Genomic DNA, 13,996 nt, shown 5'->3' with positions numbered 1-13,996 from the left:
GAGGGAGCTGCTAGCGCACCCGCCCCAACGCCGCGCCCAGGTCCTCGACCATCTCCGGCGTCGTCGCCCAGGAGCACATGAAGCGCACCGTGCCGTCCAGGAAGCGGTAGACGAACCAGCCTTCGCCGCGCAGGCGCTCCAGGGTCGGTTCGTCCATCTCCACGAAGATGCCGTTGGCCTCGACCGGGTGCTTGATCTCGAACGGCATCAGGCTGGCCAGCTTCTCGGCCATGGCGTTGGCGTGGGCCGCACGGGCCGCCCAGGGCCCCGTCCCGCCGTCCTCGCCCAGCAGGCCCAGCCACGGGGCGGCCAGGAAGCGGCCCTTCGACACCAGCTGACCCGCGTGCTTGAGGCGCGCGTCCAGGCGGCGGGCGTGGGCGGGGTTGAGGAACACCACGGCCTCGGTCGGGGTCGAGCCGGCTTTCGTGCCGCCGATCACCAGAATGTCGACGCCCATCTTAGCCACGCTCTTCAGGTCGAAGCCGGCGGCCACGGCGTTGGCCAGGCGCGCGCCGTCCAGGTGGACGCCGTAGCCCTTGGCCCTCACCGGCGCGATCAGGCTCTTGAGGTGGTCTTCCGAATAGACCGTGCCGTACTCGGTGGCGGTGGTCAGCGACAGGGCGGCGGCCGGCTGGTGGTAGGAGACGTCGGGCTTCTCCAGCGCCGCCTCCAGGCCGGAAAGCTCGATCTTGCCCGACGGGCCGGCCAAGCCGATCAGCCCCACGCCCTGGCCGAAGAAGCCCGGCGCGCCCGTCTCGTCGGTGCAGATGTGGGCGTGCTCATGGGCCAGCACTGCCTCGTGCGGCTGGGCCAGCAGGGTCAGGGCGAACGCGTTGGCGGCCGTGCCCGAGGCCGTGAAGCGGACCTCAGCATCGGCGTCCAGCAGGCCCCGGATGCGGTCGGCGGCGGCCTGGCTGACATGGTCCGTGCCATAGCCCGAGGCCGTGCCCACATTGGCCGCGACGATGGCCTCCATCACCTCGGGCATGGCCCCGGCGACATTGTCGGACGCGAAATCGTAGCGGGCCATGGCGAACTCCTGAAGCAGAGCGCCCGGATGCCATGGCGGCGGTGGAGCGTCTACAGCGTCCGCGCCCAGGCCCGAACGTCGTCGACGAACAGCCCCGGCTCTTCCATCGCCGCGAAGTGGCCCCCGCGGGGCATCTCGCTCCAGCGGGTGATGTTGTAGGCGCGATCGGCCCACGAGCGGGGCGGGGGCTTGTAGATGCTCTCGCCGGGGAAGTTTGCGAAGGCGGTCGGGGTCTCGCAACGCTGGCCCTGCGCCAGGACTGGCCCGCCTTCCTCCAGCATGGCGCGGTAGTACCAGGCGCCGGTCGTGAAGCTGCCGGTCATCACATACAGCATGACATTGGTCAGCAGCTGGTCGCGGGTGAACACCTGCTCGAAGGGCTTGGCCGACAGGTCCGCCCAATCGTGGAAGCGCTCCAGGATCCAGGCGGCCTGGCCAACGGGGTTGTTGGCCCCCAGCCAGGCGACGGACTGGGGCTTGCTGGCCTGCAGGCGGAAATAGGCGCCCCAGAGATCCATCTGGGCGCCGAAGCCGGTGATCCAGGCGATCTCCTCCGGCGTCGTCGGCGGTCCGGCCGGGCGCAGGCCGATCATGTTCAGGTGGATGGCGCGGACGTACGCGGCGTGGTCCAGGCCCAGCCACGAGGTGACCAGGCCGCCCCAGTCGCCGCCCTGCGCCAGATAGGTGTCGTAGCCCAACTGGCGGGTCATCAGCGTGTTGAACAGCCGCGCCGTCGCCCGCTGGCCCAGCGGTCGCTTGGGTTTCCCTGAGAAGCCGAAGCCCGGCAGCGACGGGATCACCAGGTCGAAGGCGTCGGCTGGATCGCCGCCATGGCGCGAGGGGAAGGCCAGGGGCTCGATCGCGTCCCAGAACTCGAAATGCGAGCCCGGCCAGCCGTGGGTCAGCAGCAGCGGGCGCTTGCCTTGCGCCTCGCCGACCACGTGGACGAAGTGGATATCGAGATCCTCGATCGTGGCGGTGAACTGCGGGAAGCGGTTCAGGGTCGCCAGCGCGGTGGTGACGTTATAGCCGTCGGTCCAGTAGCCGCAGAGGGCCTCCAGAAAATCGGCGTCGCAGCCATAGGCCCAGCCGCCGCCTTCTGGCGCCGGTGGGAACTCATAGGCCCGGACCTGGTCCAGCACCTTGTCGACCTGGGCCTTGGTCCAGGCGGCCTCGAACGGCGTCGGCATGGGTCGCCTCCCTTTTTCAGAGAGGGTCAGGTGGGTGACGTGGGGGAGGTCAACACATCCCTCACAACCACACTCCGTCATCCCGCGCTTTATGCGCGGGACCCATGGTTCAGCTTCCACGTGAGAGTTTGGACCCGCACTTCACTCGCGGCGGACAAATGGGTCCCGCGCATAAAGCGCGGGATGACGGGAAGGGTTAGGCGGCCGCCGCGAACCGCATCCGCAGCTTGGGCCACAGCATGTTCACCGCCAGGCCGGTCAGCACCAGGGCAGCGGCGATCAGCTTCCACGCGGGCAGGCCCTCGCCCAGGAACAGGGCCGAGGCGCTCATGCCGAACACCGGGACCAGCAGGGCCATCGGGGTGACGGTGGCGGCCGGATGGCGGTGCAGCAGCCAGCCCCAGGCGGCATAGCCGAACATGGTGTTGCCCACGGCCTGCCAGGCCACGGCGATCCAGGTGCCGAGGCCGGCGCTGGTCACGCCCTTGACGATGGCCGGCCAGCCTTCCAGCCACAGCGACATCAGGAACAGCGGCGGGATCGAGAACAGGCTAGCCCAGACGACATAGCCCAGCATGTTCACCGGTCCGGCCTGGCGGGCGACGATGTTGCCGCAGCCCCAGCTCAGCGAGGCCAGCAGGGCCAGGCCCACGCCCAGCGGCGTGGCCGCGCCGCCGCCATGGGCGGCGATGACCACGATGCCGGCTACGGCCAGCAGCAGGGCCGCGATCTGGAAGCCCTGCACCCGCTCGCGATTGATCTGCATGGCCAGGGCGATAGTGAAGAACACCTGGGTCTGCAGCAGCAGCGAGGCCAGGCCCGGCGAGATGTGGCCCTTCATGGCCACGAACAGCAGGCCAAACTGGCCCGCGCCGATCAGCAGGCCATAGGCCGCCAGGTTGCTCCAGGGCACGGCCGGGCGCTTGACGAAGAACACCACCGGCAGCAGCACCATGGTGAAGCGCAGGGTGGCGAACAGCAGCGGCGGCAGGTGGTCCAGGCCGATGCGGATGACCACGAAATTGGTGCCCCAGACCGCCACCACGGCCAGCGCCAGCAGGAAGTGGCGCAAGGGCAGGGACGCGTGGGTCATCGGTCGGCTCCACTGGGCGGATCAGGGGGAACGGGTAGGGCGGACTTGAGCCCTCGCGACCCCTGCCGCAACGGAAACATTGTCCCGTGTGACAATTCCAACGGGCGTTTGACTTCGATCGGGGCGCGGGCGAACGTCGGTCGATTGTTAAGGGAGCAAGCGCCATGGGCTGGGATTTCGTCGTCGCCAAGTCGGACCTTCGGCAGAGCCAGTTCCGCGACGCCGAACCGCCGCCGCTCGAGGACGGCCAGGTGCGTCTGGCCATCGAGAGCTTCGCCCTGACCGCCAACAATATCACCTACGCGGTGTTCGGCGAGATGATGCGCTACTGGGACTTCTTCCCGGCCCCGGAGGGGTTCGGCCGCGTGCCGGTCTGGGGCCATGCACGGGTCGAGGCCTCGGCCAATCCCGACATCGCCGTGGGCCAGCGGTTCTACGGCTACTGGCCGATGTCGACCCACCTGACGGTGCAGGCCAAGGCCGGACGCAGCGGCTTCACCGACGTCTCCGCGCACCGCGCGCCGTTGCCGCCGATCTACAACCAGTATCTGGCCGTCGGCGAGGATGACGGCCTGCAGGCCCACCAGGCGCTGCTGCAGCCGCTGTTCATCACCGCCTTCCTGATCGACGACCAGTTCGACGAGAACGGCTTCTATGGCGCCAGAAGCGTAATCCTCTCCAGCGCCTCGTCGAAGACGGCGATCGGTCTGGCGGCGCTTTTGAAGAAGCGCGGCGCGGCCAAGATCGTGGGCCTGACCTCGGCCCGCAACAAGGCCTTCGTCGAGGGGCTGGGCTTCTACGACCGGGTGGTGCTGTACGAGGATTTGGCGACTGCGCCGATCGAAGGGCCGGCAGCCTATGTCGACTTCGCTGGTGACGCGGCGGTGCTGGGCGGCGTGCATCGGCGGTTCGGTGATGAGTTGAAGGCCTCGATCCTGGTCGGCGGCACCCACTGGGAAGCGCCGCGCGAAGGGACCAGCGACCTGCCCGGCCCGCAGCCGGCCTTCTTCTTCGCGCCCGATCGCGTGACCAAGCGCCAGAACGACTGGGGCCCCGGCGGCTTCGAGCAGCGCTATGGCGCGGCCTGGAGCGGGTTCGTGGCGGATGCGCCGCGGTGGCTGAAGGTCGAGCGCTCGGCGGGGCAGGCGGCGATCCAGAAGGCCTATCTGGCGCAGGTGGATGGCGGGACGGCGCCGGATGTGGGGGTGGTGCTGGCGCCGTAAATCAAGCGGCCGCTTGGGCGTTGTCATCCAGGCTCACGCCCAGCCGCTCGCGCAGCGCCGCCGCGCCCTCGGCTGTCAGGCGCACCGCGCGGCCCTTGGCTTCCAGCGCCAGCCAGCCGTGGGCGGTCATCGCCTCCAGCAGCCTCACGCCCAGAGGCCCGGCCAGGTGGTGCCGGCGCTCGGTCCAGTCCAGGCACTGCCGCGCCACGCCGCGCGGCGAGCGGAGGGTGTCCACCGCCACGCCCAGGTCCGCGAACCAGGCCGAGCCCTCCGGCGTCACGGCGTAGAGCTTGTCCGCCTCGGGCCGGATCAGGTCGCGCTCGACCAGGGCCTCGCAGACCCGCACGCCCAGCCGCCCGGCCAGGTGGCCGTAGCAGCACCGCGCATCCCGCAGCGCCCGGGCTTTCGGCGACCGCGGGACCTCCAGCGACCGCACCGGCGTCGCCAGCACCGACAGCGCCTCGATGACATGCGCCACCTCGGCCGAGGCGAGGCGGTAATACCGATGCCGACCCTCACGCTCGACCGCCAGCAGGCCGCCGTCGACCAGCTTGGCCAGGTGGTTGCTGGCAGCCTGGGCGGTGACGCCGGCAGCCCAGGCCAGGGCGCTGGCGGGCTGGGCGCGGCCGTCCTGCAGGGCCTGCAGCATGGCCGCGCGGGTCGGGTCGCCGATCAGGGCGGCGGGGGTGGCGATGTTGGCGTCCATGGCTGCACTCTAGGCCCATCCGGCGCGGAATGGTTCATCGGCGCGTGTAGCATTCCAGAGGCGAGGCGGGGCATGGAGACGGCATGAGAAAGCTGCCCCTCATCCCAAATCTTTCCTGGATTACTGGCGCCGCCAGTTTCGGCTTCTTCGTCACCCAGCTGGACGTGACCATTGTCAATGTCGCGCTGGACGCTGTCGGCAAGGCGTTCGACGCCCCGACCGCCCAGCTGCAATGGGTGGTCGACGCCTACATCCTCGCGCTGGCGGCCATGCTGCTGTCGGCCGGCGCGATCGCCGACCGGGTGGGACCGCGCCGGGCGTTCGTGACCGGGCTGCTGCTGTTCGGGATCGCCTCGGCGGCGTGCGGCCTGGCGACGACGCCCCTGATGCTGATCCTGGCCCGCGTGGCCCAGGGCGCGGCCGGCGCGCTGCTGATCCCGCCTTCGCTGGCCCTGATCGCCCACGCCGCCCACGGGGACGACCGCAAGCGGGCCTCGGCCGTCGGCTGGTGGACCGCTGCCGGCGGGGTGTCGATCGCCGCCGGGCCGGTGCTGGGCGGCCTGCTGGTCGAGGCCCTGGACTGGCGCTGGGTGTTCTTCGTCAACCTGCCGGTCTGCGCGGCCGGGGCGATGCTGACCCTCATCGTCACGCCCGAGGCCCCGAAGAAGCCTCGCGTGCCGTTCGATATCCCCGGCCAGGCTCTGGCGGTGGCGGCGGTGACCCTGCTGGTCGGCGGCCTGATCGAGGGCGGCCATCGGGGCTGGAGCGGCTGGCCGCTGCTGGCCCTGGTCGCCGGCGTGATCCTGGCCGCCGCCTTCGTGCTGGTCGAGCGCCGCGCGGCCCATCCGGCCATGCCGCTGGGCGCCTTTCGCCAGCGTCCGGCCTGGACGGCGGTGGTGGTCGGCTCGGCGCTGAACTTCACCTATTACGGCCTGATCTTCGTGCTGGGACTCTACATGCTGCGGGCCCTGCACTGGCCGCCCGGTCAGGCGGGCCTGGCCTTCCTGCCGCTGACGGCGACCTTCATCGTCTCCAACCTGATCAGCGGCGGGCTGGTGGCGCGGTTCGGCGCCCGGGCGGTGACCACCGGCGGGGTGCTGCTGGCCGCCTGCGGCTACGCCCTGACCGCGCGGCTGGGGGCGGGGAGCGGCCTCTGGGACATGGTCCCCGGTTTCGCCCTGATCCCCGGCGGCATGGGCCTGGCCATCCCGGCCCTGACCAGCGGCCTCCTGGCCAGCGTTGACCGCCACGACGCCGGCGCGGCTTCCGGAACCCTCAACGCCTGCCGCCAGGTCGGCGGCGCGGCGGGGGTGGCGATCTTCGGCGCGCTGGCGGGGGCGGACGCGGTGATGGGGTTGAGAGTGTCAGGGTTGAGCGCAGCGGTTCTGCTGGTCGCGGCGGCGGCCGTGGCGGGATGGCCGTTGAAGGCCAGGCCCTAACGCCGTCTCCCCGGCGAAAGCCGGGATCCAGATCGAGCCTTGAGCTTTGAACGAGGAGGCAGGGCGCTTCTCGGATCAGGCCCAAACTCACGGGGTGAATCTGGGTCCCGGCTTTCGCCGGGAAAACGGAAAGATTATAAACCCATAGGTTGAGTTTGCGTGCTACGCTCCCGCCATGGCGTTCTACGTCTACATCATGGCCAGCCGTCGGAACGGCACGCTGTATGTCGGCTCCACCGACGATATCGGCCGTCGGGTGTTCGAGCATCAGAGCCAAATCAGTGGCTTCACGGCCATATACGGCTGCACGATGCTGGTCTGGAGCGAAGTCCACGAGACCCGCGAGAGCGCCCTTATCCGTGAGCGCCGCATCAAGGAATGGCGACGGGTCTGGAAGCTACAGCTGATCGAGGTGGCCAATCCGGAATGGCGGGACCTGGCGCGCGAGTTCTTGGGTTGACCCCTCCCTCCGTTTCCCCGGCGAAGGCCGGGGCCCAGATTCATCCTGATCCTCAGCCGTAAATGCAAAGAGCGCCGCGCGAGACCGCGCGGCGCTCCTGACTTGATCTGGCCCGCGGCTCTCGCCGGGGAAGCGGATCAGGGTCTCACTTCACCAGGGCGCCGTGGCACTGCTTGAACTTCTTGCCCGAGCCGCAGGGGCAGGGGCTGTTGCGGCCGGTGCGTTCCCAGTCTTCCGGCAGCGACGAGACCGGCAGGGCTTCGCGTTGCTCGGGCGACAGACCGTCGGGGATGGCGCCGGCGACGGCGGCGTTCTCGCCGGTCAGAGGGTCCAGGTGGACCTCGACCAGGTTGTCCGGGCTCTCCAGCGGCTCGGGATCGGCATAGGCGATCTCGACCGTCATCAGCCAGCGGGTGGTGTTGGTGCGCAGGTCGCCCAGCAGCTTCTCGAACAGCGAGAAGGCCTCGGTCTTGTACTCGTTCAGCGGATCACGCTGGCCGTAGCCGCGCAGGCCGATGACGTTGCGCAGGTGGTCCAGGTGCATCAGGTGCTCGCGCCACTGCAGATCGATCATCTGCAGCAGGAAGTTCTTCTCGACCGAGCGCATCTGCTCGGGCGTGATGATCGTCTCGCGCTGGGCGGCGTATTCGTCGGCGGCCTTGACGATGCGGTCCTTGATCTCCTCGTCGGCGATGCCTTCCTCGGCGGCCCACTCGGTGATTGGCAAATCCAGGCCCAGGATCGACTGGACGCGTTCCTTCAAGCCGGCGATGTCCCACTGCTCGGCATAGGCCTTGGGCGGCAGGTGGCGCGCGACCAGGTCGTCGATCGTGTCGTGACGCATCTCGGTGATGATTTCCGAGAGGTCGGTCGACTCCATGAACTCCTGGCGCTGCTCGAACACGGCCTTGCGCTGGTCGTTGACGACGTCGTCGTACTTCAGGAGGTTCTTGCGGATCTCGTAGTTGCGCTGCTCGACGCGCTTCTGGGCGGTGGCGATGGCGTTGTTCAGCCACTTGTGGGTGATCGCCTCGCCTTCCTGGACGCCGAAGGTGCGCATGATCGCGTCCAGGCGCTCGCCGGCGAAGATGCGCAGCAGGTCGTCCTCGCACGACAGGAAGAACTTGCTGCGGCCCGGGTCGCCCTGACGGCCGGTGCGGCCGCGCAGCTGGTTGTCGATGCGGCGGCTTTCGTGGCGCTCGGTGCCCAGCACAAACAAGCCACCGGCGGCCAGGGCCGCGGCCTTGGCGTCGGCGATCTCGGCCTCGATGGCGGCCTTCTGGGCCTGCTCGTCCTGGTGGTCGATCTCCAGGCCCATGCCGCGCTGCTGCTGGCGCCAGCTGGCCAGGCGCATGTCGACATTGCCGCCCAGCTGGATGTCGGTGCCGCGGCCGGCCATGTTGGTGGCGATGGTCACCGCGCCAGGGAAGCCCGCGTCGGCGACGATGCCGGCTTCCTGCTCGTGGAAGCGGGCGTTCAGCACCTGGTGCGGGATGCCCTTCTGCTTCTTGCCGTTGTTCTCGAAGGCGAAGGTCGACAGCAGCTTGGACAGCTCTTCCGACTTTTCGATCGAGACGGTGCCGACCAGGATCGGCTGGCCGCGCACGTGGCAGTCGGCGATCTGCTTCAGGATGGCTTCATTCTTCTCGCGCTCGGTGCGGTAGACTTCATCGTCGTCGTCGATGCGCTGGATGGTGCGGTTGGTCGGGATTTCCGAGACGCTCATCTTGTAGATGTCGTCGAATTCCTGGGCTTCCGTCGACGCCGTGCCGGTCATGCCCGACAGCTTGGTGTAGAGGCGGAAGTAGTTCTGGATGGTCACCGAGGCCAGGGTCTGGTTCTCGGGCTGGATGGCGGCGCCTTCCTTGGCCTCGATCGCCTGGTGCAGGCCTTCCGACAGGCGACGGCCGGTCATCATGCGGCCGGTGAACTCGTCGATCAGGACGATCTCGTCGCCCTTGACGATGTAGTCCTTGTCGCGCGTGTACAGCACGTTGGCGCGCAGGGCCTGGTTGACGTGGTGCACCACCGAGACGTTGGCCGCGTCGTAGAGGCCCGCCGAGTCCTCGGCCAGGTGGCCGCCCGACATCAGGATCTCTTCGATCTTTTCCTGGCCGTCTTCGGTCAGGATGACCTGCTTCTGCTTCTCGTCGTGGTCGTAGGTCCCCTTGTCCTGGATCAGCTGCTTCACCAGGACGTCGACGGTCTTGTAGAACTCGCTGCGGTCTTCGGTCGGGCCCGAAATGATCAGCGGCGTGCGGGCTTCGTCGATCAGGATCGAGTCCACTTCGTCGACGATGACGAAGTTGTGGCCGCGCTGGACCATTTCCTCGACGCTGTAGACGAGGTTGTCGCGCAGGTAGTCGAAGCCGAATTCGTTGTTGGTGCCGTAGGTGATGTCGCTGCGATAGGCGCGCTGACGTTCACCTTGCGACAGGCCGTTGACGATCACGCCGTACGACAGGCCCAGGTAGTTGTAGAGCTGACCCATCCAGTCGGCGTCGCGACGGGCCAGGTAGTCGTTGACGGTGATGACGTGGACGCCCTTGCCTTCCAGGGCGTTCAGATAGGTCGGCAGGGTGGCGACCAGGGTCTTGCCTTCACCGGTGCGCATCTCGGAGATGCCCGAGAAGTGCAGCACCATGCCGCCGACCAGCTGGACGTCGAAGTGGCGCATGCCCAGCACGCGCTTGGAGCCTTCGCGCACGACGGCGAAGGCTTCGTTCAGGATGTCGTCCAGGGTTTCGCCCTTGGCCAGGCGGGCCTTGAATTCGTCGGTCTTGCCCTTCAGCGCCTCTTCTGAGAGCGCGGCGTACTCGGCTTCCAGCGCATTGATCTTGGCGACCCGCGCTTGGAAGGTCTTGACCTTGCGTTCGTTGGAAGAGCCGAAGAGCTTTTTGGCGAAACCAAGCATGCAGGGGAAATCCGAACGGAGACGGTGTGACGAGGAGGCCGGCGCTAAGGCTTTGCGGCCTCGACTACGGGAATGAAGTCACGCGGGATCAATGGATAAATCCGTCAGTCCTGCGCGGCCGGAGACTTAAGCACCGCCCCCCTTGGTGTCAACGCGAAGACCCCTCCGCAGCGAGGGGTTATCGCCCGTAAGCGGTCGTCGGGACGGTGCTTTTCGTCGCCCCGAACGCTTTGTGCGGCGAAGCCGTTTCCTCTTCTCGAAAAACCGCGCTAGAGGCGTTTGAAGCAAAGCCGGAGATCTGGGCCTTGAAGACTTTCGCGTCCCTTCGCGCCTTGAGCATGCTCAGCGTCATGACCTGCGCCCTGTTGCTGGCCGCCTGCGGTCAGAACAAGGTCGCCGAAAAGCCGCCGGAGCCGGGCGACACCGCCGTGGCCCGTGTCAACGGCCAGGTGATCTGGGCGTCGGACGTCAAGCGCGAGGCCGTGGCCCAGGGCCTGATCAGCGAAGGCGAGCCGCTGGACATCTCCAGCGAGGTCTTCCGCCAGCGCCTGGACGAGGTCATCGATCAGAAACTCCTCGCCGCCGAGGCTGCGAAGCGCAAGCTGGACAAGGAAACCGTGGCCCAACGCCGTCTGGACGCCGCCCGCGAGCGCATCCTGGGCGACATGCTGGTCGAGGGCGTGGTCGAGAAGGCCGTCACCGAGGACGCCATCCGCAAGCTCTATGCCGAGCAGCAGAAGCTCTCCAAGCGTTCGGAAGAGATCCGCGCCCGCCAGATCATCGTCGCCAGCCAGGCCGAGGCCGAGAGCGTCAAGAAGCTGCTGGCCACCGGCGCCTCGTTCGACGCCCTGGCCATGGAGCGCTCGACCGACCAGGCCACCCGCTTCAACGGCGGCGACCTGGGCTACTTCACCCTGGACGTGATGCCCGAGCCCTATGGCGTGGCCCTGAAGGACGCCCAGAAGGGGCAGCTGGTCGGTCCGTTCGCGGCCGAGGGCGGCTGGGTCCTGGTCCGCGTCGAGGACAAGCGCACCGAGGAGCCGATCACGCTCGAGGCGGCCAGACCGCAGATCGTGCGTTTCCTGACCTATGATCAAGTGCGCGACATCCTCGAGAAGCTGCGTGGCTCGGCCAAGGTCGAGATGCTGATCGGCAAGCCCCAGGACGCGCCGAACACTGGCGGCGCCCAGGAGCCGGCCTCGGCGCCGGCCGAAGCCCCGCCTCCCGCTCAACCCGCCAAGAACTAGACGCGGTTCCCATGACCAAGACTCCCAAAGCCTCCGGCAACAAGACCGCCGAGAAGGCGCCTGAGGCCACGTCCAATCCCGTCGCCGCCGCGGGCGCGGCCATCGAGCGCGCCCTGGTCGATCCGCTGACCTCGGCCCTGAAGCGCGCCGGCCTGCGCCGCGCCCAGAAGTCGGCCGGCGAGGACGTGTCCGCCCCGGCCGCCGCGGCGACGCCGGTGAAGTCTGCTGCGACCGGCGCCGGCAAGCCCGGCCTGGCCGTGTCGCCGCTGGCCGTGCCGTTCCCGGTCATCCCGCCGATCGCCGGCGTCGAGATCGCCACTGGCCGCGCCGGCTTCTACAAGCACGAGCGTGAAGACCTGCTGCTGATGCGCTTCGCCGAGGGCACCTCGGCGGCGGGCGTCTTCACCCGTCACGGCGTCGGCTCGGCCCCGGTGGACTGGTGCAAGCGCCAGCTGGCCGCCACCGGCGGCGCGGACGTGCGCGCTTTGGTGGTCAATGCCGGCTGCGCCAACAGCTTCACCGGCCGTCCCGGCGCCGACGCCGTGCGCCGCGTGGCCACCGCCGTGGGTAAGCGGCTGGACTGCCGCCAGCGCGACGTGATGATGGCCTCGACCGGCGTCATCGGCGTCATCCTGGACGACAGCAAGATCACCGCCCGCCTGCCGGACGTCGAGGCCCGCCTAACGCCCGACGCCTGGGCCGAGGCCGGCCGGGCGATCATGACCACCGACACCTTCCCGAAGGGCGCCTATGCGACCGCCCTGATCGACGGCGTCGAGGTCAAGATCGCCGGCATCGCCAAGGGCTCGGGTATGATCGCGCCCGACATGGCCACCATGCTGGCCTTCGTGGCCACCGACGCGGCCATCGCGCCCGCCGCCCTGCAGACCCTGGTCAGCCTCTATACCCGCACGACCTTCAACTGCGTGACGGTGGACGGCGACCGCTCGACCAACGACACCCTGCTGCTGTTCGCGACGGGTCAGTCGGGCGCGCCCAAGATCAGCCGTCCGGGCGACAAGCGCCTGGCCGACTTCCGCGAAAAGCTGGAGCACGTGCTGCTGGACCTGGCCCTGCAGCTGGTCAAGGACGGCGAGGGCGCCACCAAGTTCGTCAAGATCACCGTCAACGGCGCCGAGAGCCCGGCGTCGGCGCGCAAGATCGCCCGTACCATCGCCGAGAGCCCGCTGGTCAAGACCGCCTTCGCCGGCGAGGACGCCAACTGGGGCCGCATCGTCATGGCCGTGGGCCGCGCCGACGAGCCGGTCGCTCGCGAGCGCATCAGCGTCAAGTTCGGCGACCTCTACGCCGCCCGCGACGGCCTGATCTCGCCCGAGTACGACGAGGCCAAGATGAGCGCCTACGTCAAGAACCAGGAGTTCGAGGTCAGCGTCGACGTCGGCGTCGGCAAGGGCTCGGCCACGGTCTGGACCTGCGACCTGACCAAGCAGTACGTGGCGATCAACGGGGACTACCGGAGCTAACCCCACCAGCCGTCATTCCCGCCCTTGTGGCGGGAACCCCTGGTTCAGCCGACACTTGAGATGCAAGCGGACTGCCCAGCAGTCCGCCCCTTTCGCCCTTGCGGCGGATAGAGGGGTTCCCGCCACAAGGGCGGGAATGACGGTGAGTTTGGTGATGTGCGAGGCGAACGCCCTAGTGCCCGAACTTCAGCGCCACCACGCCGGCGACGATCAGGCTGACGCCCAGATAGCGCACCAGCGAGCTGGGATCGCCGAAGACGAACACGCCGACCAGGAAGGTGCCGGCCGCGCCGATGCCGGTCCACACAGCATAGGCGGTGCCGATCGGGATCTGGCGCTGGGCCAGGAACAGCAAGGTCCCGCTGGCGGCCATGAAGGCGATGGCCACCACGATGCCGGTGATCCGCGTGCCGGGCGCCTGGGCCAGTTTCAGCCCGACCGGCCAGCCGATTTCCAGCAGTCCCGCCAGCAAGAGATAGGTCCAGGCCACGCGTCTGTCTCCTTGTCGTGCGTCTGATCTCGTAGTTTAAATACGATCGTATCTAATTAGTTCCAAGGAGCGGAAATGGCAAGGCCGCGCAGTCTGGATCGTGATCTTCTGCTGGATGCGGCCGAGGCCGTGGTCGCCCAGTTCGGGGCCGCAGCCCTGACCTTCGGCAAGGTCGCCGAGGCGGCGCAGGTCCCCAAGGCCAGCGTGCAGTCGGCGTTCGGGACCAAGGAGGGCCTGCTGGACGCCCTGCTGAACCGCTGGGCCGAGCAGGAGAAGGCGCGCTTCGCCCGCAACGTCGGCCCAGATCCCACGCCCCAGGCGGTGATCGCCGAGCACATCCGCTCGACCGCCATCGAGGATCACGACACCATCAGCCGCACGGCCACCTTGCTGGGGGCGGTCGCGGGGAGCGGTCAAAAGGTTGGGGCCATGGCCGACTGGTACGCCGAACGCGCTGGCGACCTCTCGGCCGTCACGCCCGAGGAACGCCGCCGCCGCATCGCCTTCCTGGCCGTCGAGGGCGCTTTCCTGCTGCGCCACGTCGTCGGCTTCCCGATGACCGACGCCCTGTGGCGCGAGATCTTCGACGACCTGCTGGCGATGGTGGGGGATTCACAGATTTCCTCATCCTGAGGTGCGAGGCGAAGCCGAGCCTCGAAGGACGCACAATGCTTCCGCCACCGTGCTAGAACGCCCGCAGTCCCCCATTTCCCAGGAGCC

12 protein-coding genes and 2 pseudogenes are annotated in these 13,996 nt (G+C 68.5%); 7 read left to right on the top strand and 7 right to left on the bottom strand.

Annotated elements, in window-relative coordinates; translation table 11 throughout:
- Positions 1-10: 10 nt before the first annotated feature.
- Positions 11-1,030, bottom strand: a complete 1,020-nt coding sequence (locus ABDW31_RS00855; protein ID WP_184716929.1) for a low specificity L-threonine aldolase — start codon at positions 1,028-1,030, stop codon at positions 11-13.
- Between the two features lie 50 nt (positions 1,031-1,080).
- Complete coding sequence (locus ABDW31_RS00850; protein WP_184716931.1) at positions 1,081-2,220, bottom strand: epoxide hydrolase family protein; 1,140 nt, start codon at positions 2,218-2,220, stop codon at positions 1,081-1,083.
- 104 nt (positions 2,221-2,324) lie between these two features.
- Here ABDW31_RS00850 and ABDW31_RS00845 point away from each other — a divergent pair.
- Positions 2,325-2,408: pseudogene (locus tag ABDW31_RS00845) on the top strand (hypothetical protein); the annotation flags it as partial.
- An 8-nt stretch (positions 2,409-2,416) separates the two neighbouring features.
- Here ABDW31_RS00845 and ABDW31_RS00840 read toward each other — a convergent pair.
- Positions 2,417-3,313: an EamA family transporter gene (locus tag ABDW31_RS00840; RefSeq protein ID WP_184716932.1), complete on the bottom strand. Its 897-nt coding sequence runs from the start codon at positions 3,311-3,313 to the stop codon at positions 2,417-2,419.
- 164 nt (positions 3,314-3,477) lie between these two features.
- Here ABDW31_RS00840 and ABDW31_RS00835 point away from each other — a divergent pair, with 164 nt between their 5' ends.
- A complete protein-coding gene (locus ABDW31_RS00835) occupies positions 3,478-4,536 on the top strand; it encodes a DUF2855 family protein (RefSeq protein WP_184716934.1) in 1,059 nt (352 codons plus the stop codon).
- Between the two features lies 1 nt (position 4,537).
- Here ABDW31_RS00835 and ABDW31_RS00830 read toward each other — a convergent pair whose 3' ends face one another.
- A complete protein-coding gene (locus ABDW31_RS00830) occupies positions 4,538-5,242 on the bottom strand; it encodes a winged helix-turn-helix domain-containing protein (protein WP_184716936.1) in 705 nt (234 codons plus the stop codon).
- 83 nt (positions 5,243-5,325) lie between these two features.
- On the opposite strand from ABDW31_RS00830, the gene ABDW31_RS00825 reads away from it, so the two are divergent.
- Both ABDW31_RS00825 and ABDW31_RS00820 read left to right on the top strand, forming a co-directional pair.
- Complete coding sequence (locus tag ABDW31_RS00825; RefSeq protein ID WP_184716938.1) at positions 5,326-6,681, top strand: MFS transporter; 1,356 nt, start codon at positions 5,326-5,328, stop codon at positions 6,679-6,681.
- Between the two features lie 175 nt (positions 6,682-6,856).
- Entirely contained in the window at positions 6,857-7,141 is a 285-nt protein-coding gene (locus tag ABDW31_RS00820) for a GIY-YIG nuclease family protein (protein WP_184716940.1), read from the top strand.
- Positions 7,142-7,286: 145 nt separating this feature from the next.
- Here the strand turns inward: ABDW31_RS00820 and secA are convergent, their stop codons facing one another.
- Positions 7,287-10,055, bottom strand: a complete 2,769-nt coding sequence (gene secA / locus ABDW31_RS00815; protein WP_184716948.1) for a preprotein translocase subunit SecA — start codon at positions 10,053-10,055, stop codon at positions 7,287-7,289.
- 338 nt (positions 10,056-10,393) lie between these two features.
- Here secA and ABDW31_RS00810 point away from each other — a divergent pair, with 338 nt between their 5' ends.
- Positions 10,394-11,302, top strand: a complete 909-nt coding sequence (locus ABDW31_RS00810) for a peptidyl-prolyl cis-trans isomerase (protein ID WP_184723661.1) — start codon at positions 10,394-10,396, stop codon at positions 11,300-11,302.
- Between the two features lie 11 nt (positions 11,303-11,313).
- Entirely contained in the window at positions 11,314-12,786 is a 1,473-nt protein-coding gene (gene argJ, locus ABDW31_RS00805; protein WP_184716949.1) for a bifunctional glutamate N-acetyltransferase/amino-acid acetyltransferase ArgJ, read from the top strand.
- Position 12,787: 1 nt separating this feature from the next.
- Here argJ and ABDW31_RS00800 read toward each other — a convergent pair.
- Both ABDW31_RS00800 and ABDW31_RS00795 read right to left on the bottom strand, forming a co-directional pair.
- Positions 12,788-12,929, bottom strand: a pseudogene (locus tag ABDW31_RS00800) (hypothetical protein); the annotation flags it as partial.
- A gap of 29 nt (positions 12,930-12,958) precedes the next feature.
- Positions 12,959-13,276 carry a multidrug efflux SMR transporter gene (locus ABDW31_RS00795; protein ID WP_184716951.1) on the bottom strand — a complete coding sequence of 106 codons (318 nt, stop codon included), beginning with the start codon at positions 13,274-13,276 and terminating at the stop codon, positions 12,959-12,961.
- Between the two features lie 75 nt (positions 13,277-13,351).
- Between ABDW31_RS00795 and ABDW31_RS00790 the strand changes: the two genes are divergently transcribed.
- The gene (locus ABDW31_RS00790; protein ID WP_184716953.1) at positions 13,352-13,909 is read left to right on the top strand and encodes a TetR/AcrR family transcriptional regulator; all 558 of its coding nucleotides are present in this window, start codon (positions 13,352-13,354) and stop codon (positions 13,907-13,909) included.
- The last annotated feature ends 87 nt before the right edge of the window (positions 13,910-13,996 follow it).

This window comes from Caulobacter sp. (assembly GCF_039596335.1).
Lineage (GTDB): Bacteria > Pseudomonadota > Alphaproteobacteria > Caulobacterales > Caulobacteraceae > Caulobacter.
The sequence above is the reverse complement of the archived record's forward strand: the minus strand, read 5'-3'. Positions and strand labels throughout refer to the sequence as shown.

Coding starts and splice junctions, on each gene's coding strand:
- ABDW31_RS00810 (WP_184723661.1), top strand. CDS start 10,394: ATGCTCAGCGTCATGACCTGCGCCCTGTTGCTGGCCGCCTGCGGTCAG.
- ABDW31_RS00820 (WP_184716940.1), top strand. CDS start 6,857: ATGGCGTTCTACGTCTACATCATGGCCAGCCGTCGGAACGGCACGCTG.
- ABDW31_RS00790 (WP_184716953.1), top strand. CDS start 13,352: ATGGCAAGGCCGCGCAGTCTGGATCGTGATCTTCTGCTGGATGCGGCC.
- secA (WP_184716948.1), bottom strand. CDS start 10,055: ATGCTTGGTTTCGCCAAAAAGCTCTTCGGCTCTTCCAACGAACGCAAG.
- ABDW31_RS00825 (WP_184716938.1), top strand. CDS start 5,326: ATGAGAAAGCTGCCCCTCATCCCAAATCTTTCCTGGATTACTGGCGCC.
- ABDW31_RS00835 (WP_184716934.1), top strand. CDS start 3,478: ATGGGCTGGGATTTCGTCGTCGCCAAGTCGGACCTTCGGCAGAGCCAG.
- ABDW31_RS00830 (WP_184716936.1), bottom strand. CDS start 5,242: ATGGACGCCAACATCGCCACCCCCGCCGCCCTGATCGGCGACCCGACC.
- argJ (WP_184716949.1), top strand. CDS start 11,314: ATGACCAAGACTCCCAAAGCCTCCGGCAACAAGACCGCCGAGAAGGCG.
- ABDW31_RS00855 (WP_184716929.1), bottom strand. CDS start 1,030: ATGGCCCGCTACGATTTCGCGTCCGACAATGTCGCCGGGGCCATGCCC.
- ABDW31_RS00850 (WP_184716931.1), bottom strand. CDS start 2,220: ATGCCGACGCCGTTCGAGGCCGCCTGGACCAAGGCCCAGGTCGACAAG.
- ABDW31_RS00840 (WP_184716932.1), bottom strand. CDS start 3,313: ATGACCCACGCGTCCCTGCCCTTGCGCCACTTCCTGCTGGCGCTGGCC.